Source organism: Rhodoglobus sp. G.S.23, from assembly GCF_056675935.1.
Genome location: NZ_CM155237.1, coordinates 2131808 through 2150352 on the forward strand (window position 1 = coordinate 2131808; position 18545 = coordinate 2150352).

An 18545-nucleotide genomic window follows, 5' to 3' on the forward strand; every position below is an offset into this window, starting at 1 on the left:
CGATGGCTCTCTCTGGATGGTTCGTTGCCCTTGTGGCGCTCGGTATCGTACCGATCGTCATCACTGGCGAACCCGTCGTGTTAGTGCTGTGGCTCGCGTTTGCGATCGCTGTCGGCCTCATCGACATGGCGTTTGCCGTATCGGTGCGCTCGCTGCGATTCGACCGCACATCTCCGGATCGACTTCGCCTCGGCGAAACGACAAGCGCAACCCTGCGAATCACCAACCCCTCTCGTCGGCGACTTCGCGCAGTAGTTCGTGACGGCTGGCAGCCATCCGCCGGAGCACAGAGCAACCGTGCACGCTTGTCAGTGCCGGGGCATGAGCGTCGCGAACTCACGACCGTGCTCACTCCACTGCGCCGCGGAACCCGAGAGGCGGCGCACGTGACCGTGCGTTCCTACGGACCGCTCCGCCTCATCGCGCGCCAGACAACGGTCATTGTGCCCGGTTCATTCACCGTGCTGCCGCCATTCAATTCCCGCAAACACCTGCCGTCGCGCTTGGCACGCTTGCGCGAACTCGACGGTGCCACGAGTGTCATGATTCGTGGCCAGGGCACCGAGTTCGACAGTCTGCGTGACTACGTTCGGGGAGACGATGTGCGCTCCATCGACTGGCGTGCCACCGCGAGGCGATCCGAACTGGTAGTCAGAACCTGGCGCCCCGAGCGTGACCGTCGAGTAGTCATCGTGGTCGACAGCGGCCGCACCTCTGCTGCCCGCATCGATGACGAGCCACGCATCGACACCGCGTTCGAATCTGCCCTGCTGCTAGCAGCTCTCGCTTCTAGCGCCGGCGACCACGTCGACTTCATCATCTATGACCGCCGAGTACGCGCCCGCGTTCAGGGAGCCACCGGCCCCGACCTGCTGTCAAAAATGGTCACCGGTATGGCACCGGTGCAACCGGAACTCATCGAAATGGACTGGAACTCGGTGCCAGGCCTCGTGCGCCAAGCTACCTCTCAGCGCGCTCTCGTTGTGCTCGCCACCACAGCAGAGTCCCCCGGCGCGAGCCGCGGATTGCTCGCGATGCTCCCCCAGCTCACCACCAAACACACCGTTGTGGTGGCATCCGTTGCTGACCCCACGATTCTGGATGCTACGCGCGACCGTTCGAACCGTGACGCTGTTTATCAGGCCGCTGCTGCAGAGCGCGCGCTCCTCGACCAGTCACGAGTGGCCACTGCGATCACCCAACTCGGAGCATCCGTCGTCTCACAACGCCCCTCTGATTTGCCACTGGCGCTTGCGGACCACTACATCGCTTTGAAGGCTGCTGGAAAGCTCTAGTTTGCGACGATGTGGGTGGCGCCAGCGTCGAATTCGCTGAGGTCGCCCGTGTTTCCTGCACGCGCACTGCGCCCACCGAGAATCCACTGGTATGCCAAGAATCCACCGAGTGCGATAGTGCCGATACCGATCTTGATCGGCCACGGCCAGTCCTGACGCGTGACGTATCCCTCGATGATGCCCGAGACAAGTAGGGCAAGGATTAGTCCGACGACGATGGTAAATAGCGCACGCCCGTCTTGCGCGAGAGCTTGAGCTCGCGTGCGGGCACCGGGGGCAACCCACGACCAGAAGATCATTACCCCCGTGGCGCCAGCGACAAAGATCGCGTAGAGCTCTAGTTGTCCGTGCGGTGCGATGTAGAGAAAAAATACATCGAGGCGGTCGAATTCATTCATGATCGCCGCGGTGAATCCGAGTTGCTGGGCGGTGTTGAACAACAAATAGGGGACGTAGACCCCCACAATTCCGAAGGCAATCGACTGCGCCGCGATCCACGCGTTGTTGGTCCACACGAATCCCGTGAATGACCCACCAGAGAACTCCGAGTAGTAGCCGACGAAGTCATCGCGGGCGAGGGCCTCGCGTTCGGCCGGGCTGCCAAAATTGGCGAGCACTTGGGGGTTCGAAATTGCCCACCACGCAAAGAGAAACCCCACAAGGAATGTGGCAGCGGCGAGCAGCAGTGACATCCACCGCACTCGATAGAGCGCAGCCGGAAGCTGCACGACAAAGAACTGCGGCAATTGGCTGAGGAGGTTCGCCGAAGCTCCCGTGAAGCGCAGGCGGGCACGGCTCAACGTCAGCGACAAGCGATCTGCCTGCGCAGACTGGCCGGTACTCGTCTTCATCGCCGAAAGATTCGTGGCGCCCGACTGGTACAGGTCGATGAGTTCATCGACTTCCGCGCCCGAAAGTCGGCGCTGTGAGCCCAATTGGGCAAGGCGATCCCAGTCTTCGCGGTGCGCGGCTGAGTACGAGTCGAGATCCATCTGCTTAAATGATGTCATGTCCGGCACACAAATGAGCAACACTCTCGCCTATGAGGATGAACCCGACGAGTTGATCACCGGTGAAGCGGTGGCGTTGGAGCTTCGTTCAGCAAGTTTTGTGTTGCGTGCTGCCGGGTCGATCATCGATTTCTTGGCCTACGGACTTGCGCTCATTGGGTTGCTCCTCGGAACCTTTGCGTTCGCGACGAATGCCGGCCTCGACACCGCGATCGGTCAAGCGCTCACAGTAAGTTCGCTAGTGATTTGTCTTGTTGTTCTTCCCACCGCCGTTGAGACTCTTAGCCGAGGAAAATCCTTGGGCAAACTCGCGATCGGCGCACGCATTGTTCGCAACGATGGTGGAGCGATCGGGTTTCGCCACGCCTTCATCCGCGCTCTCATCGGTTTTCTTGAAATCTTCATGACCGCTGGCGGCCTCGCCGCTGTCGTCGGTTTGCTCAATACTCGAGCGCAGCGCCTCGGAGATCTCGTTGCTGGCACCTACAGCCAGTACGAGCGAGTGAAAAAGTTTGCCAATCCTGTCGTGCAACTTCCTGGGCAACTCGCTGAGTGGGCGCGCACGGCCGATGTGGCCAAGATGCCGGATGGACTCGCCAGACGAATCTCGCACTTCCTTGTCGCCGCAGACGGCTACACCGCGGCAACTCGACAGCGGCACGCCACCAACCTTGCCAACGAGGCTGCAGCGTTCGTGTCACCGCTGCCATCGGTTGAAGCTGAACCCTTTCTCTCAGCTGTCAGCGCTCTGCGGCGTGAGCGTGAATCGGTAGCGCTTGCCGGTGAAAAGGATCGGCTCACCACACTTGAGCCAGCGCTCACGAGCGTGCCGCGTGGATTTCCGAGCAACCGGGGTTAGGCGCGAATGATCGCGAGAGCTCGATCGCGAATATTTTCGAGCTGCTCTTTCGATGCGGCTTCAACATTTAATCGCAGCAAAGGCTCCGTATTCGAGGCGCGCACGTTGAACCACCAGAACGGCTCTGCACCCTTCGTGACTCCCGTCACTGTGAGGCCATCAAGCTCATCAAACTCTGCCTCGCTAGCAAACGCAGCACGGATACGTGCCGTAGCCGCGGGAACATCAGCGACAACCGAGTTGATCTCACCACTGTTGGCATAGGGAGAATAGCGCTCCGAGAGCACCGAAAGGGGCTGCGGTTGCGAACCAAATTCTGCGAGTAAGTGCATTGCGGCGAGCATCCCGTTATCGGCGCCCCAGAAATCGCGGAAATAGTAATGGGCAGAATGTTCGCCGCCGAAAATCGCCCCCGTCGCCGCCATCTGATCCTTGATGAGCGAGTGACCGACATTGGTGCGCACCGGGATAGCACCCGCCGCAGTGATTGTCTCCGGGACGATGTTCGAAGTGATGAGGTTGTGGATCACAAAAATGTCACCGTCGGGCTGCGAGGCCCGCACCCGCTGAATTTCGCGCAGAGCAACCACTGCCGCTACTGCGCTCGGGCTCATAGCCTCGCCGCGCTCGTCGACCACGAAGCATCGGTCAGCGTCGCCATCGAAGGCAAGCCCCACATCTGCGCCGTGTTCGATTACGGCTTTCTGGAGATCGACAATGTTCGCCGGCTCAAGCGGGTTCGCCTCATGGTTAGGAAAGGTGCCATCGAGTTCGAAATACATCGGGATGATCTCAATCGGAAGTTCCGGGAGTCCCGCCGCCGTTGAGAGCACCGCAGGCACCGTCATTCCGCCCATGCCGTTGCCGGCATCTACGACAACGCGGATGGGCCGAATGCTGCGCAGATCGACAAGCTCCCGCAAATAGCCTGCATAGCCGCCCAGAACATCAACCTCACGCTGAGAACCTAGGACCGCGACCGCATCGATTCCTGATTCAAGGTAGGACTGCGCGCGATCACGAATCGCTTTGAGCCCCGTATTGAAACTGATGCCCTGAGCACCCGCCCGACTGAATTTGATGCCGTTGTAAGTTGCCGGATTGTGGCTAGCGGTGAACATTGCGGCAGGCGCATTTAACGAACCGGATGCGAAATAGGTTTCGTCCGTCGAGCAGAGCCCGATCAGCACAACATTGCCTCCGCGAGCGCGAGCGCCCGCCGAGAAGGCCGCCGCGAACCCTGGCGAGGAATCTCGCATGTCGTGGCCGACGATAATTTCGCTGCCTGCAGCATCCACTTCATCGACAAATGCAGCGCCGAGCGCTTCGACTACGTCGTCGGTGAGTTGCGAGCCAACAAGACCGCGAACGTCGTAGGCCTTGATGAAAGGGGTGAGGTCAATCGGACTAGCTTTACTCATGCCCTAAAACTACATGGCGAACGACCTGCCAGCCCTGCGGCACAGAGAGTCGATCGCCATGACGAGCGCACAAATCGTAGCTGTGTGGCTCTGCTGTGTAACTGAGCGGTCCAAGCACCGCCATTGAATCCGCATAGACATACGTGAGAGTGGCCTCGGCTTCTTCATTGCAGGAGACCTTGCTACACGGGCGCTGAATCATTGTGGTCCCTAGCCTACGACTGTGCACCCACAGGAGGGCAACTGCGGCCCGTAGAATGGTCTCGTGGCTAGATCATCGAAGCGAGAGCAAACGCGCTCTGTGCGTGGCAACTGGCGAGATCGCCATGGCCGCGGCATCCGCGCTGCCGTCACCGGGCCACACCTACCGCTGTTGCGCAGTCGCCACGGCAACTTCGAGCTCACGGTCGCTTCTGCCGCTCAGTTTTTGAAAGAAATGTGGCCAGAAGAACTCGCCAATGCGCGCTTCGAAGTTGGCCTCATGCCCGGCACCAGCCCAGAGGGCACAAAGGTCGCACGTTGGAAAGTGGTTGCCGATGAGCACCGCATTATTCTGTTTCGTCTCCCCATTGAGCGCATGGTGCGCTTGCACCGTGACGACGAGCTACACCGACGGATGCTGATCGAAAGTTGCGTATTCCGTGCCGTAGCTGAATACCTCGGCAAAGAACCATGGGAACTAGCGCCCAACCGTTTTCGACACTTCTAGCCGTCGACCGCTGAGAAGCCCCTACGGGAATACGGTCAGTGGGGAGGATCCCGGAGTTTGCGGGTCAATCGCATACGCCGCGATGAACCCGTCCTCCGCTTGCGTAACGCTGACATGAACCGGAGAGCTGTGTTCAAGCGTGTACGTCGTTCCGTTGGACACGGGAACGCGCAACGTTAGTCCGGCCTCAATCGCGAGTTCCTTAGCAACACCGTCAGCGGAGGTGAGCGTCAGGTTCACCACATCGTCGCCAGGATTCACAATGTTGAGCAGCGCATCCACCCCTGCAGCAACCGTGAACTGAGTGTCATCATCGAGGGCCGGGCTCGCTGAGAACCAAGCAAAATCTGTTGCCGTGACGGCCCCGCCAGACAACACAGCAGAAGTGGTTCGCGCAGAGGCCACAACCGGAACGTCAGACTCAATCTGCAACGAATAGGACCCCGTTTCGAGCTCTTCAAGCGGAATATCCGTGACAACGCCCGCGCTCAGATCGAGGCTGAAATTAATGGGGTCTCGGGCGTCATCTGCCGGCGTCAACGTCGCGGAAATAGTTGCAGGTTCTTCACCGGGAACGAAAACTCGAACGGCGGCGATGACATCGTCACCCTGCGCGACTGTGCCAAGCAACGCCTGAACTGCCTCAAGATCTGTGATGACAATTCCCGGCACGACTACGGATCGCGACGGCGGCTGCGTCGGGCCCAGAATGTCTACGCCGCCCGGATCAAGCCCGCGAACGATCGACTGTTGAAGTTCCGCCGTTATTTGGCCGCCCGTGCTTGTGACATGAACTACCGGGGACAAAACACCGGGAGCAAAACCCGCCAAAGAAAGCACGCGCTGCCCGTTGGGAGGAACCACAATTCCGGCAGTTCCCGCCGCAGAAACAAGCCCACGCTCGTCGAAAATTTCCAAGGTAACCGTTGCAGCAACTTCGGTCGGGTTTGTGAGCGCAATCAGAGTGGTGCGACCTGTCGTTGTCGCTCCACCGACAAGCCAGCTATCTCCACCGACCGCGCGGCACCCTGCGGCAGCAAAACCGACATAGTCACCGACGTTCACGTACTGAGACTGCGCGCCACTCAGCCGCACCAAACTTTGCGGATCCTGCGCATCAGGGGCAGCACTGAGAACTAGCGGTGCAGCAATTGCTTCGCCTGTTTCCGCATCCGAAGCGGTGATGCGTGCTTGGTCCACTGCGCCAGAACTCGATGAGAATCGCGTGACAGCCTGACCAAGAGTGAACACTGACGATGCCGCGGCGCCAGACTCGTCAGACAACCGCAAAAGCGGGCCAGGACACGTGAGCTGCTGTGCAGTAGGAACGGGAACTACTCGAGCACTCGGCGGAGAGGTACTCACTGTTGGAAGGTCGATGAAGGTCGCCCCAAGCACGACAGCAGCTGCCGTAGCGATACCGACAATGCCCACAATTACGCGCGCTCCGACAAGAGCTGCAGCTTTTGCCGATACCGGTCGCCGCGTGCTCGACTCCGGTTCGGCAGCTCCCGTCAGCTCCGAATCATCGTCAAACTCGCTGCCCGTGGGCTGCTCAGGCAGGGCTGCTGCCTCGTCGTGGGTGGGATCTGTGCCGGTCATTCGCTCGCCTCAATCACGGTCACAGCGCTCTCTGCCTTCGCCGCACGCAGCCGTCGACGACGCGTTGTCGGGATTGCCAACAGCAAAGTGAGCGTGAAAATCACTGCCTGGCCGGCAAGAATCGCTTGCCCAAGTTGAGTGCCGACGTTGCTCGGCCCGATGGCGCTCGTCACGTCGCTTACGTCCGGATAGTGCCAGAGATAGCCCTGGTCGGTACTACCGATGGGGTTGAGAAGACTGTTGCCGTCGAGGGCTTCAATAATGCGTTGACGAGTTGGCGCATCATCCTGACTGGACTCAGGAGTGAGCACAATGAACGCAATCTGAAGATCCGTGAGCTCGCCCGCCACATCAAAGCCGCTGCGTGAGGCGATATTGCCCGCCAGAGTCGCGGTCTGCTTCGCTTCAGCGGAAAGCGCGGTGCTCGTCGCTGCGACCGTCGACTGCTCATCAAGACCGGAACCGCGACCACGATGGACATCTACCGCGATCGTTGAATCGGAGGTGACTGTGATCTGGAGTGTTCCCAGCCCATCGTGCTGAGTCGACTCTGCCGCAACGAATGCGGGGAGGAGGCGGCCGTTGCTTACCGAGACAGTCGCGGCTCCGGATGCCAAAACCCACAACGGTGCTGCTGCAAGCACGAAGACCCCGACCAAGGCAACCAACGCCGGGAGCGCCGCATGGCGTTCGAGGCTTTCAACGGCAACCACGACGGCACCACACAATCCCAACCAGTAAAGGCTGAGGGCCGCACCCGCCCACACCACAACCGACGATTCACCCGTCGAACTCACGGAAACGTGAGAGACGGCGACGGCAGTCACAAAACCTAAGAGCGCCAATGAGAGGGCCGGAATCGCTCGACGACTTCCCGGAACAAACAAACTCATTATCGCGAGCACCGCGAACGGTGACAACAGTGCCGCAACGAGCACCGGACCATACTGGCCATTAAGCCCAAGCATCTCGAGTAACGGGCTCCAGCCGTTAGCGCCGGGAACGACGCTGCCAAGCGCCAGCTGCCAGCCGGTGGATGCCACGCGAGCCACGGGTACGCCAGGATCCGCAAAAATCGCCAACAGTGTGCCCCGCGCAACCTGCTGGACGACGAGCGGAGCAAACAGCGCGGCGGCAGGAATCACAATCCACAACAGGCGGTGCGATGCCTTGGGCCGGGCAATGATCCACGCCACGAGGGCGATCAGTAGTGCAGGGATGAGGCTAGGTGCCGACGCAGCGATCACAGCGAACAGAAGCGCGGCGATCGCCGACATCGCCCAATTGTGCGCGGCTCGAAGCACGGTGAGCACAAGCCACGGAAGCAGCAAGTGCACGAGGACGGCCCCCAGTTGCCCCTCGCCGAGAGAGATCAAGAAACTGGGCGCCAGCGTCCAGGCCACGGCCGCAAGGGTCGGTGCCCACGTTCGTTCCGAAATGGATGCAGCACAGAGCCACGCAGCAAGGGCAGCAAGCGGGAGCGCCACTAGATACAGCACAACGATGCTGAAGGATGGATTCCAAAAAGTCAGTGACCCCATCACGGCGAGAACAACGGCAAAGGGATCAGCCGCAACAACCTGCTGCGCCAAATCGTTCCAGCCGTAACCGACATGGGACCAGAGTTCTGCCGGGCTTGATGAGAGCGGAAGCAGCCCTCCCCCGGTCAGAGCCGGAACGTCGACAAAGCGGGAAAAGCTAATGACGCCCGCGACAGCAGCGAGCAAAACAACCCAGGCGCCTCCATTACCGAAGAATTTGGGGCGAGCGACTTCGAAAGCGGCATCTGGCGCATCGCCGCTGCGTTCGTGAGCGCGCAGCTCGCGAAGCTCGGCCCACGTGATTCGGAGCGGATCGACCGCGCCAAAACTGAGACGCTTATTGCGCTTGAGGTTGCGTCTGGCGGCGACAACACCACCACCATCAAAGATTGCCGCAAATGCGGCAGCCAATTCACCGGCAACCGCAGTGGGCCGTTTTCCGACAAGGTGCCCGAGCGAGCGCATGATTGCCAACGGCAGGAGGGTGAGCCAGTGCAATGGCACCGCGAATCCTGGGGCATAAACCAAACGGCGGTGCAGTTGGGCGAAGCGCTGAACCCGATTGTGGGCAGCGGCCGAAACTGACCGTTTTCCGAAAAGCTCGGGGCCTCCGGCGCTGGCGACGCGGGCATCAGCGACGGCGATTACCCGATGACCGGCCAGTCGAGCGCGAACACAAAAATCGAGCGCGGCATCCACCGATGGCAGTTGGGGATCGAAGCCGCCAAGCGCTGTCCAGACTTGCCGCCGGACAAGCATTCCGGCGGCTGCTACGCCCAAAGTATCTGTTTGCACATCGTGCTGAGCTTGGTCGAGCTCATCACTGACGAGGCCGAGCGAACGTCCGAGCGGAGTAAGCGATTCGCCGAAGTTTGAGATGACCGCAGGATCGTCCCAGCGAACGAGTTTTGGCCCGGCCACGGCTACCGATGGGGCAATTTCAACAGCGCCAAGGAGGGCGCGGAGAGCATTGGGTTCTGGAGCACTGTCATGGCTCAGCAACCAGAGCCACTCGTTTTCTGCTGATTGAGGTGCAGCAGATTGCAGCGCTTGGGCGATTGCTCCGCCAAAGGTGCGCCTACCGTGAGCGTCTGCGATCTGCGCTGGTGCAGACTCAACCATGATCGACAACGACTCGTCGCTGGAGTCTGCATCAACCGCAATGACCGAATCGGGTCGCCGAGTTTGCGCCGCAATCGCGGCTAGCGTTCGTGGCAGATATTTGGCGCCGTTTCTGGCGACGATGACTGCTGTGACTCTCGGCTGCATTTGTTTGAGACTATGCGTCGAGGGCACTCAATCCGACTCGACTCGCTGCGCTCGAGCGAGTCTGAGAGTTGCCCTCAACGAAAGCTGCGTAATTAACTGGCGCGTTTGCGCAGTTTGCGACGTTCGCGCTCGGAAAGCCCGCCCCAAATACCGAAACGCTCGTCATTTTCGAGAGCATATTCCAAGCACTGAGTGCGTACTTCGCAGGAAGAACAGATCTTCTTCGCGTCCCGCGTGGACCCACCCTTTTCCGGGAAGAACGCTTCAGGATCAGTTTGAGCACAGAGCGAGTCTGTCTGCCACGAAAGTGCATTGCCGTCTTCGTCGGTGAGCGGTTGCCGCACACCAGGGACCCCGAGTCGAACGGGGTCAACGAACCAGTCGTCAGGAACTCCCGAGCGGTATCCGCTGTTGCCCATCTGGTCTCTCTCCCCTCCGCTTTCAATGCTTCGCATCAAATCGCGTTACATAATTACACCGGTGTAGTTCCCGAGAGTCAAGTCGCAGATCATAATTGCCTCGACCAGAACTTAAGGGTTATGGCGCGCCGTGAGTTCAGTTAACTCAGCAAAGCGAGATCGTGATCGACCATAGTCGCCACGATTTCCTCAAACTTCACCGTTGGAGACCAACCTAGAATCTTCCGAGCCTTGCTCGCATCCCCCAGTTGGAGGGCGGCATCCCCCGAACGCAGCAGTGTGCCAGAAACACTAACTCGGTCTTGCCAATTATCGACACCAGCACGATCGAACGCAGCAATCACGAAGTCACGAACGGAATGAGAAACACCGGTCGCGATCACAAAGTCATCCGGTTCAGGATGTTGCGCTGCTCTCATTAGCGCATCCGCATAGTCGGGAGCCCAACCCCAATCCCGTTGTGCATCCATGTTTCCGAGTTCTAACGTCTCTTGCAGTCCCGCCGAAATTCGGGCCGCGGCAGCCGTTATCTTGCGGGTGACAAACGCCTCAGGGCGACGCGGAGATTCATGGTTGTACAGGATCACTGAGGAAGCAGCCACGCCAGCGGTGCGATAGGCGCCCACAAGGCCGTGTGAGTACGCCTTAGCCGCCCCATAGGGACTTGTGGGGCGTATTGCCGTCTGTTCGTTTTGAGGCGATTCTGTTGGCGCACCGAAGATCTCAGCACTCGACGCCTGAACGAAACGGATGTCGGTATTGCCGCGATCGTGAATTAGCTTCACCGCCGCCAACATTTCGGCGACCACCGAACCATTCAATCGCGCAGTAAGCGCCGGATTCTGCCACGACTGATATACCGAACTCAGGGCAGCAAGGTTGTAAATCTCGTGCGGTTCGATGTCCGCAATGAGTTGAGCAATGGCGCTGTCAGTGCCGAGATCCAGTTCGTGAGCAACAACTCCGCTGGTGACGACCTCATCGGCATCACGTGTGACGCCGTGCACCTCGTAGCCTTGCGCAAGCAGGAGCTCGGCAAGGTACGAACCATCCTGGCCAGTGACTCCCGTGATCAGTGCCAGTGTCATTTGAGTCCGGCAAGCGCTTTCTGCTCCGCTACGTCAGCGTCAACCATCATCGCGATGAGCTCCGGAAACTTGACCGTAGGCTCCCAACCCAATTTGGCTTTGGCTTTTGCTGAGTCGCCAACGAGCAGATCGACCTCGGCGGGGCGCATGAATCGCGCATCCAGCTCGACATAGTTTGTCCAGTCATCGATTCCTACAGCGGCAAAGGCGTGGTCGAGAAGCGCACGGATGCTCTGAGTTTCGCCAGTCGAAATGACATAGTCGTCTGGCTCATCCTGCTGAAGCATCAACCACATTGCTTCGACATAATCTCCCGCGAACCCCCAGTCGCGCTGGGCGTCAAGGTTGCCGAGGGTGATCTTGTCTTGCAGACCCAACGAAATGCGGGCAACGGCGCGGCTGACTTTGCGAGTGACAAATTCTGGGCCACGGCGCGGCGACTCGTGGTTGAAGAGCACACCAGACGAGGCGTGCATCCCGTACGACTCGCGGTAGTTGATGGTCATGTAGTGGCCGTAGACCTTGGCAACGCCGTAGGGCGAGCGCGGCCACAGGAGCGTGTCTTCGTTTTGCGGCACGGTTTGAACCTTGCCAAACATTTCGGAGCTCGATGCCTGGTAGAACCGCACATCTTGACCAGTGGCCGCCATGTGAAGCCGCACTGCCTCGAGAGCATTGAGCACTCCCATGCCCGTAACTTCACTGGTGAGGTGTGCGTTCTCCCACGAGTAGGCGACGAAGGAGATCGCGCCCAAATTGTAGAACTCATCGGGCTTGGCGACGCTCATCGCACGCATGAGGCTCGACAAGTCGGTGAGGTCACCGGTCAAAATTTCGACATCCGGGATGAGCTGCTCAAGCAATTCGCGCTTCGGGTTGTTCTGCCCCCGCATTAGGCCGAAAACTTTGTACCCTTTCGAGAGAAGCAACTCTGCAAGATAGAGCCCATCTTGGCCGGTGATACCTGTGATGAATGCGCGCTTCATAGTTGTCTCTCTTGCTTGCTAGCGGCCGGCTGTTCCCGGGTTCTGAGCCGATATCTCGGCGGATGCAACGCTACTGGAACTTGAGCATCTGTGCAGAGCCCGATTGCGTCCGCGGCATTGAAGCCTAGGACTCAGTCTGGCTGTCTTTCGTCCTCGTCGTTGCCACGACAAAGGAGCCCGCCTTGACCCTTAATCGCCAGACGAAGAGCGCTTGAGTACACACCGATACCGTTTCGCCGATAGCTAACCCCCAAGCGCCGCCGGCGGCTCCATAGGTTGCGCTAAGCACGAGAATGGCGGGAACGCCGACTGCTGCAGCGAGCAGCACGCTCAGCATGAATTGTCGTCGTGCGCCCATTCCGACAAGTGTGATGCGACCAAGCGACGTGCCGAGTGCGATACCCAGGGTTGCTACCCCAAGACCGAGGGCAGTGGCCTCATTGATTGCGACTTCCGCACCGAAGAGCACCTCAGAGAGCCAAGGACCAAGAAGAGCAAAGGCGGTGAGGCCAGAAAGCCCAAGGCCAGCATGCACGATCAATGAACGGCGGATGCGGCGACCAAACTCTGCATCACCCTCTTCAACAACCCACCCTTGAAGCGCATTGCCTAACGCCGAAACGGAATACTGTCCTATGCGATACAACTTGTCGCCCGAAACATACGCAGCAGCCTGGGCGCTTGCCGCGGTAGCTCCGACGAAGGTGACGGCAAGAGAGTTGTACGCTCCCCCGGCAACCTCGGTGGTTACGGCCGAGCGATTGGCACAAAACACTTCGCGAATAGCGGCGCCATCTCGACGGCGCAGTTCAGCTATCCCTGCCGTGCGCAGAGCAAAAAGGCCAACACTGACGACAGACGCAAGAACAAGGAGAACCGGATACCAGAGCACATCGCCAGCATTCAACACGATCACGGCAGCGATGATCGTGGCAACGATGCGAGGCGATATCTCATAGATCGCGATCAAACTTGCGCGCCCGAGCCCGATCATGAACCAGGCACTCGATAATCCGGTCAAGCTCATCGCGACCGCCATCACCGCGGCATCCACCCGATAGTCGCTTGGGGATACAGCGGCAGCGATAGCGCCCGCGAGTACGGCACTGGGCAACCACACAAGCAATCGCGCCTGCACACTCGTCGCTAATATTCGGGGCCGGATGCTCGGCTCAGCAAGCGCAATCAGCGGAGGCCCTACCGTGTTGAATCCGAGCGCAACAATGAGCGCGAAGAAGCCACCGCTGGACTGCCCAACGGCTATCGCAAGCCACGCATCAGCCCCAGCGACCCTCGCCAGAATCGGCAAGAACAAAAAAGGGGTAATCAACGATAGGAACGGCAGCCCCGCAAAGCCGAGGATGCGTTTGACGAACATACGTCGAGGTTACTGCGTTGACTAGCCGATCCAGTCGATGCCATTCCAGCCGCGTCCGACAATGAACGAGGTCTTCCAGCCTCCGCGGCCATTGCCCGCGTACACGCGCAGTAAACCGTCAGAGAAGCGGGCGACGATATCGGGATTGTCATCGCCATCAAAGTCGCCTGATGCGGTTATCGCGGTTGCCTTGCCCCAGCCATTGCCGATCTTTACCGGCGATTTCCAGACCATGGTGCTCGTTCCCCCGTACAGCAGGAGGTCGCCATTCGATGCACGCGCGACAAGATCGGTATACCCGTCACTATCAAAGTCGCCGATGTTGAAGATAGCCGTCATCGTTCCCCACCCGCGACCGATTTGAGTGCCAGCGTCAAAGGTTCCATCAGGTTGACCGAGGAATCTCATCATGACGCCGCCGGAAGTGACCGCAAGTAGGTCGGGTATTCCATCGCCGCTCGGATCGCCTGCGGCGATCAACGTCTCGTATGCGTCCCAGCCGTCGCCCAAGTTGGTTGCGTCGCCGAAAGTGCCGTCTGCGCCGATGGAGTAGCGCGACAACGCACCGGACTCGTCACGTGCAAGCAGATCGGGCGAGCCAGTTCTCGAAAGATCACCGATAGCAACGAGCGCGGTGGAATCGGGAAAGTCCTGGCCCGTATTCACCATTCCACGCCAGCCGCCCGCGCCATTTGTGGGATAAAGCAGAACGCGACCGCCGCTAGTTTGCGCGACGAGGTCCGCGTTGGTGTCAATGTTGAAATCGCCAAACCCCGGAGGGGCCATGTAGGCGTCGCCTGCCGAGGCACCCGGACCAGTAATCAGATCGAAATCGGACCAGTCCCCGGGAACAGTCTTGCTACCGAGCCAGCCACCGCGGCCGTTGCCAAGATAAACCAGGATGGAACCGGAGGAAGTACGAGCGAAAACGTCTGCCTTCGAGTCGTGATTGTAGTCTCCAGCTGCGAAAATTGATGTGAGCTTCGACCAGTTGTAGCCGATCTTGTAGGTGCTCTTGAAGCTTCCGGAACCGTTGCCCGTGTAAATCCGAAGGTCGCCCCGGCTGTCCCTCGCGATGACGTCGCTCTTCTTGTCCCCATCAAAGTCACCAGCAACGAAAACTTGGTCTAGCGAGCTCCACCCGCGACCGATCTGCTTAGGCGCGGCGAACGAGCCTCGCCCGGTTCCGCCGAAGAGCCACAAGCCTCCGGCGCTGTCGATCGCCATGAGATCCGACCATTCATTTCCGTCAAAGCGGTCGGCGCTGAATACTCGAACATAGTCACCCCAATTTCCAGGGACCTCTGTCCGGGCCTTCCAACCGACGACACCGTCAGTCGGGTAAAGCCACATCGTTCCCGAGCCATCAATCGCGAGTACATCTCTGTGTCCATCGCCATCGACATCGCCCGCAGTGATCACTGAGCTCATGGACGACCAACCAGAACCGATGCCTTCAGCTTTCGCTATCTGACCCTTGGAGTTCGGTTGGAAAATTGACAGCGATCCCGATGCGGTGCGCGCGAGCAAGTGCGAACCGGTGTCGGTCGAGACGATCGTCGGCTCTACAGAACTACCGAACCAGTTGGAGTAGTACCACCAGAAATTTCGGTTCCCGTAGGACGAGCAGGAGTCACCGACTCCACCCAAGTTGGCCAGCGCTGCGGCGTTGGGGCGATATGGGGTGTAGTTGTACAACGCCGCTGTTGCATAGTTGACAATATTTACTGAGCTGCTGCCACACGAGGTATTCGGGTGGTACTGAATCTGGTGCACTCCGGGCTGCTTCGCAAATGCCGCGGCCTTGTAGGCCTTCAGCTGTCGTGCCCCTAAATAAACTTGGTTGCCGAACCCGAGAGCATATTCGGCGCACGGTGCAGTATCGGGGCATGCCATGCCCATTGCCCGGTCAAGGGCCGCTTCACCCGGCGCCCGGCTGGAGACCAAGCCCTGTTCCTTTTGTAAAGTAACGAGAATTACTTTCGCGCTAATTCCACAAGCTACCTGTGCGCGATAAATGATGTCAGCAGCACTGAGGGTTCCCCCGGTGAACGCTTCACAGATGAGGTTTCCCGTCGTCTGCGATACATCCTTCGCGCGGCTGCTTACCGGAGCAGTAAGGACATTCAAACAGCGACCGTTGATGCACGTGCCAATTTTGGAATTCAGGAAAGCCTGAATCTCGTTTTTGGTCATCGCTTGACCGTCATAAAACAGGGCGTCGCTGATAATGTTTCCGGCGCTGAATTCAGAACCCGTAACGGCACTCGCCGGAGCGGGAGATGGCGCGACAATGAGTGTGCCAGCTAGCGCAAAACCTGCAAGAGCTGCGGCAAGCATTTTCAATCTGGTGCGGCTGTTGCCCATCGCGATTGTCCCCCTACTGAACTGCCCAGTGCTAAGAAACACTAGACGTATCTCTAAACACTACGTTCCCTGACGCTCCTCCGCATCAGGATTGGCAATCTCCACCCCCGTTTTGGGCGCGAAAACTACTGGATTGTCGCCACATAGAGGGTTCCTTCGCCACGAAAACGCACCCTCCGCTCATGCTCAGTGATGAACGTAGCCTCTCCGCGCTTGAGCACCGTGGCGTTCTCTTCACCGTCAAGGGTGAAGTCCCCATCCACACAAACAGCGATTGCAGCGCCAACCAATTCCACAGTCTGATCACCCGTGAGTACGAGCAATTGGAAATCACGCACCGGTGGCTGGAAGACCTGAGCGGTCGACCCCAACGCTCGTGCGGGCAAATAGGGCACCGGGCTCGCCGAGAAATCAAGCACGCTCAGCAACTCGCGCACATCGACGTGCTTCGGAGTGAGACCGCCGCGCAATACGTTGTCGGAGGATGCCATCAATTCGATTCCCAAGCCCCCTAGATAGGCGTGGATGTTGCCAGCCGCCAAAAACAGGGCCTCGCCCTTCGCCAGAGTGACATGGTTGAGCATCAACGCGATAAGTACCCCTGCATCCCCGGGGTAATGCCCAGCGAGGGTGCGGACAAGCGCAAATTCTTCCCCGGCATCATCGGCGAGCGCGCTCACCAGTTTCACGAGCTCCGGCACAGGGTCCCCCGCCGAGATCAGCCACTCGAACATCGCGCGCATATCGGTGTCGTCGCGAGCGAAAGCCAACCACTCGGTAAACAGAGCCGGCCTGGGGTTGGCGGTTGCGGCATCCAACTCAGCTAGTCGTTCAATGGATGCTCGGGTGTCGGCCATTGATCGAAAGCCGCACAGCGCCTCGAAGGTATCGCTTACTGCGACGATGAGTTCTGGCTTAGCGGAAGCATCTTTGTAGTTGCGGTGCCCCGCTGTGAGGGGAATGCCCTCAGCGTTCTCCCTGGCGAACCCCTCGACGGCTTGCTCAGGGGTGGGGTGTGCCTGCAGGGAGAGCGGCGCTCCAGCGGCAAGCACTTTCAGAAGGAACGGGAGCCGACTGTGACCGTAACCAAGGATGCGGGCAGCGTCCTGCTGGATCCACTCATTGAGATCTGTCGCTCCATCTGTCTGAGTTGGATCGACGATGACGCTCGGGCTCCCCGGATGCGCACCAAACCAGAGTTCAGCCTCAGGCTTTCCTGTCGGTTCCGTGCCCAATAGCGCGGATATTTCGCCAGCTGAACCCCACGCGTAATCACGGGGCGTGTTAGTGATGCCTACAAACATTCAGTCCACTCTTCTCTCAGCATTAGCCCAAAGTACCAACCGTCTAGAAGCGACGTGTACTCACGCTTTAGGATCACAGTGATTTCGATAAGCAATGGAGCGACGACTATGTCATTTGAGACCCTCAGCAGCGACTTCTACGGTTATGAGAATGCGCTGACCGATCAGGAAAAAGACACCATCCTGAAGCTGCGCGCATTTCTCGATAAAGAGGTGCGCCCGATTGCGAACGATCTGTGGGCAAAGGCCGAGTTCTTCGACCGCGACGTAGTCGTCAAGGGACTCGCGGCCCTCGGGCTCTTCGGACTCCCCTGGGCTGAAACCCAGCAGTTCCCGAACTCTGCCGTGTTCCGCGGCTGGGTCGCCCTCGAACTGGCCCGCGTCGATGCCAGCGCTGCGACGCTCGTTGGCATGCAGAACGGCCTTGTCATGGGCTCCATCGGGGTCGCTGGTTCACAAGAGCAGCGCGACGAGTGGCTGCCCAAGTTCGCTTCCGGGGAGTTGCTCGGCGCCTTCGGACTCACCGAACCACTCTCGGGTTCCGACACTGCCCAAGGACTCCAGACCGTCGCCAAGCGTGACGGTGACAACTGGATCATCAACGGTGCGAAGCGCTGGATCGGCAACGGCTCCATCAGCGACGTCACCATCATTTGGGCTCGCGACGAAGCCGACAACCAGGTCAAGGGATTCATCGTTCCCACGAGCACCCCCGGCTATTCAGCGACGCGGATCGAGAACAAGCAAGCTCTGCGCATCGTGCAGAATGCTGACATTGTGCTCGAGAACGTTGTTGTTCCCGAAGCTAACCGTCTGCAGAAGTCCACATCATTCCGCGACACTGCCGCCGTGCTTCGACTCACTCGGGCCGAAGTCGCCTGGGCCGCCGTCGGAAACTCGATCGGCGCTTACGAAGCCGCCGTCAAGTACACCGGGGAGCGCATCCAATTCGGCAAGCCCATCAGTAGCCACCAGCTTGTTCAAGAACACCTCGCCAAGAGCCTCGGCAACATCACGGCATCCATCGGCATGGTTACCCGAGTTTCTGAGATGCTCGATGAGGGCACCCAAAAAGATGAGCACGCCGCGTTGGCTAAGGAATACACGGCCAGCCGGATGCGCGAGACCGTCGCTTGGTGCCGTGAAGTGCTCGGCGGCAATGGCATCGTTCTCGATTACGGCGTAATGCGTCACTTCGCGGATGCCGAAGCGATCTATTCGTATGAAGGAACTCGTGAAATGAATACGCTCATCGTGGGCCGTGCGATCACAGGTAAGGCAGCATTCGTCTAATCTT

The 18545-nt window shown here is 59.2% G+C and carries 15 protein-coding genes; 4 read left to right on the forward strand and 11 right to left on the reverse strand.

Annotated features, from left to right (window positions below; all coding sequences use genetic code 11):
• Positions 1–2: 2 nt before the first annotated feature.
• A complete protein-coding gene (locus AC1ENN_RS10390; RefSeq protein ID WP_480406026.1) occupies positions 3–1295 on the forward strand; it encodes a DUF58 domain-containing protein in 1293 nt (430 codons plus the stop codon).
• Here AC1ENN_RS10390 and AC1ENN_RS10395 read toward each other — a convergent pair.
• Positions 1292–2287 carry a stage II sporulation protein M gene (locus tag AC1ENN_RS10395; RefSeq protein WP_449648191.1) on the reverse strand — a complete coding sequence of 332 codons (996 nt, stop codon included), beginning with the start codon at positions 2285–2287 and terminating at the stop codon, positions 1292–1294. The genes AC1ENN_RS10390 and AC1ENN_RS10395 overlap by 4 nt on opposite strands.
• Before the next feature lie 16 nt (positions 2288–2303).
• On the opposite strand from AC1ENN_RS10395, the gene AC1ENN_RS10400 reads away from it, so the two are divergent.
• Entirely contained in the window at positions 2304–3164 is an 861-nt protein-coding gene (locus AC1ENN_RS10400) for an RDD family protein (RefSeq protein WP_449647204.1), read from the forward strand.
• On the opposite strand, the gene AC1ENN_RS10405 is transcribed toward AC1ENN_RS10400, so the two are convergent.
• Positions 3161–4585: a phosphomannomutase/phosphoglucomutase gene (locus AC1ENN_RS10405; protein ID WP_449647205.1), complete on the reverse strand. Its 1425-nt coding sequence runs from the start codon at positions 4583–4585 to the stop codon at positions 3161–3163. The two genes, AC1ENN_RS10400 and AC1ENN_RS10405, sit on opposite strands and share 4 nt — an antisense overlap.
• Positions 4578–4787 (reverse strand): DUF3499 family protein, encoded by a 210-nt coding sequence (locus AC1ENN_RS10410; RefSeq protein ID WP_449647206.1) that lies wholly within the window; start codon positions 4785–4787, stop codon positions 4578–4580. Before AC1ENN_RS10410 ends, AC1ENN_RS10405 begins: the two co-directional genes overlap by 8 nt.
• Before the next feature lie 63 nt (positions 4788–4850).
• On the opposite strand from AC1ENN_RS10410, the gene AC1ENN_RS10415 reads away from it, so the two are divergent.
• The gene (locus AC1ENN_RS10415; protein ID WP_449647207.1) at positions 4851–5294 is read left to right on the forward strand and encodes a metallopeptidase family protein; all 444 of its coding nucleotides are present in this window, start codon (positions 4851–4853) and stop codon (positions 5292–5294) included.
• A gap of 21 nt (positions 5295–5315) precedes the next feature.
• Here the strand turns inward: AC1ENN_RS10415 and AC1ENN_RS10420 are convergent, their stop codons facing one another.
• From AC1ENN_RS10420 to manA, 8 genes are all read right to left on the reverse strand, one after another.
• Positions 5316–6896 (reverse strand): DUF5719 family protein, encoded by a 1581-nt coding sequence (locus AC1ENN_RS10420; protein WP_449647208.1) that lies wholly within the window; start codon positions 6894–6896, stop codon positions 5316–5318.
• Positions 6893–9706, reverse strand: a complete 2814-nt coding sequence (locus tag AC1ENN_RS10425; RefSeq protein WP_449647209.1) for a glycosyltransferase — start codon at positions 9704–9706, stop codon at positions 6893–6895. Before AC1ENN_RS10425 ends, AC1ENN_RS10420 begins: the two co-directional genes overlap by 4 nt.
• Before the next feature lie 92 nt (positions 9707–9798).
• Positions 9799–10125, reverse strand: a complete 327-nt coding sequence (locus tag AC1ENN_RS10430) for a WhiB family transcriptional regulator (protein WP_449648192.1) — start codon at positions 10123–10125, stop codon at positions 9799–9801.
• A 140-nt stretch (positions 10126–10265) separates the two neighbouring features.
• Complete coding sequence (locus AC1ENN_RS10435; protein ID WP_449647210.1) at positions 10266–11213, reverse strand: GDP-mannose 4,6-dehydratase; 948 nt, start codon at positions 11211–11213, stop codon at positions 10266–10268.
• On the reverse strand, positions 11210–12199 hold the full coding sequence (locus AC1ENN_RS10440) for a GDP-mannose 4,6-dehydratase (RefSeq protein WP_480391123.1): 990 nt from the start codon (positions 12197–12199) through the stop codon (positions 11210–11212). The genes AC1ENN_RS10435 and AC1ENN_RS10440 overlap by 4 nt, the downstream gene beginning before the upstream one ends.
• A gap of 124 nt (positions 12200–12323) precedes the next feature.
• On the reverse strand, positions 12324–13577 hold the full coding sequence (locus AC1ENN_RS10445) for a polysaccharide biosynthesis protein (protein WP_480391124.1): 1254 nt from the start codon (positions 13575–13577) through the stop codon (positions 12324–12326).
• A gap of 21 nt (positions 13578–13598) precedes the next feature.
• The gene (locus tag AC1ENN_RS10450; protein ID WP_480406027.1) at positions 13599–15986 is read right to left on the reverse strand and encodes an FG-GAP repeat domain-containing protein; all 2388 of its coding nucleotides are present in this window, start codon (positions 15984–15986) and stop codon (positions 13599–13601) included.
• Between the two features lie 83 nt (positions 15987–16069).
• Positions 16070–17248 (reverse strand): mannose-6-phosphate isomerase, class I, encoded by a 1179-nt coding sequence (gene manA / locus AC1ENN_RS10455; RefSeq protein ID WP_480406028.1) that lies wholly within the window; start codon positions 17246–17248, stop codon positions 16070–16072.
• Between the two features lie 108 nt (positions 17249–17356).
• Here manA and AC1ENN_RS10460 point away from each other — a divergent pair, with 108 nt between their 5' ends.
• Positions 17357–18541 (forward strand): acyl-CoA dehydrogenase family protein, encoded by a 1185-nt coding sequence (locus AC1ENN_RS10460; protein WP_480406029.1) that lies wholly within the window; start codon positions 17357–17359, stop codon positions 18539–18541.
• Positions 18542–18545: the final 4 nt, after the last annotated feature.

Excerpts from the sequence above, each read along its gene's own strand:
- AC1ENN_RS10390 (WP_480406026.1), top strand. The coding sequence starts at position 3 with ATGGCTCTCTCTGGATGGTTCGTTGCCCTTGTGGCGCTCGGTATCGTA.
- AC1ENN_RS10395 (WP_449648191.1), bottom strand. The coding sequence starts at position 2,287 with ATGGATCTCGACTCGTACTCAGCCGCGCACCGCGAAGACTGGGATCGC.
- AC1ENN_RS10400 (WP_449647204.1), top strand. The coding sequence starts at position 2,304 with ATGTCCGGCACACAAATGAGCAACACTCTCGCCTATGAGGATGAACCC.
- AC1ENN_RS10405 (WP_449647205.1), bottom strand. The coding sequence starts at position 4,585 with ATGAGTAAAGCTAGTCCGATTGACCTCACCCCTTTCATCAAGGCCTAC.
- AC1ENN_RS10410 (WP_449647206.1), bottom strand. The coding sequence starts at position 4,787 with ATGATTCAGCGCCCGTGTAGCAAGGTCTCCTGCAATGAAGAAGCCGAG.
- AC1ENN_RS10420 (WP_449647208.1), bottom strand. The coding sequence starts at position 6,896 with ATGACCGGCACAGATCCCACCCACGACGAGGCAGCAGCCCTGCCTGAG.
- AC1ENN_RS10425 (WP_449647209.1), bottom strand. The coding sequence starts at position 9,706 with ATGCAGCCGAGAGTCACAGCAGTCATCGTCGCCAGAAACGGCGCCAAA.
- AC1ENN_RS10430 (WP_449648192.1), bottom strand. The coding sequence starts at position 10,125 with ATGGGCAACAGCGGATACCGCTCGGGAGTTCCTGACGACTGGTTCGTT.
- AC1ENN_RS10435 (WP_449647210.1), bottom strand. The coding sequence starts at position 11,213 with ATGACACTGGCACTGATCACGGGAGTCACTGGCCAGGATGGTTCGTAC.
- AC1ENN_RS10440 (WP_480391123.1), bottom strand. The coding sequence starts at position 12,199 with ATGAAGCGCGCATTCATCACAGGTATCACCGGCCAAGATGGGCTCTAT.
- AC1ENN_RS10445 (WP_480391124.1), bottom strand. The coding sequence starts at position 13,577 with ATGTTCGTCAAACGCATCCTCGGCTTTGCGGGGCTGCCGTTCCTATCG.
- manA (WP_480406028.1), bottom strand. The coding sequence starts at position 17,248 with ATGTTTGTAGGCATCACTAACACGCCCCGTGATTACGCGTGGGGTTCA.
- AC1ENN_RS10460 (WP_480406029.1), top strand. The coding sequence starts at position 17,357 with ATGTCATTTGAGACCCTCAGCAGCGACTTCTACGGTTATGAGAATGCG.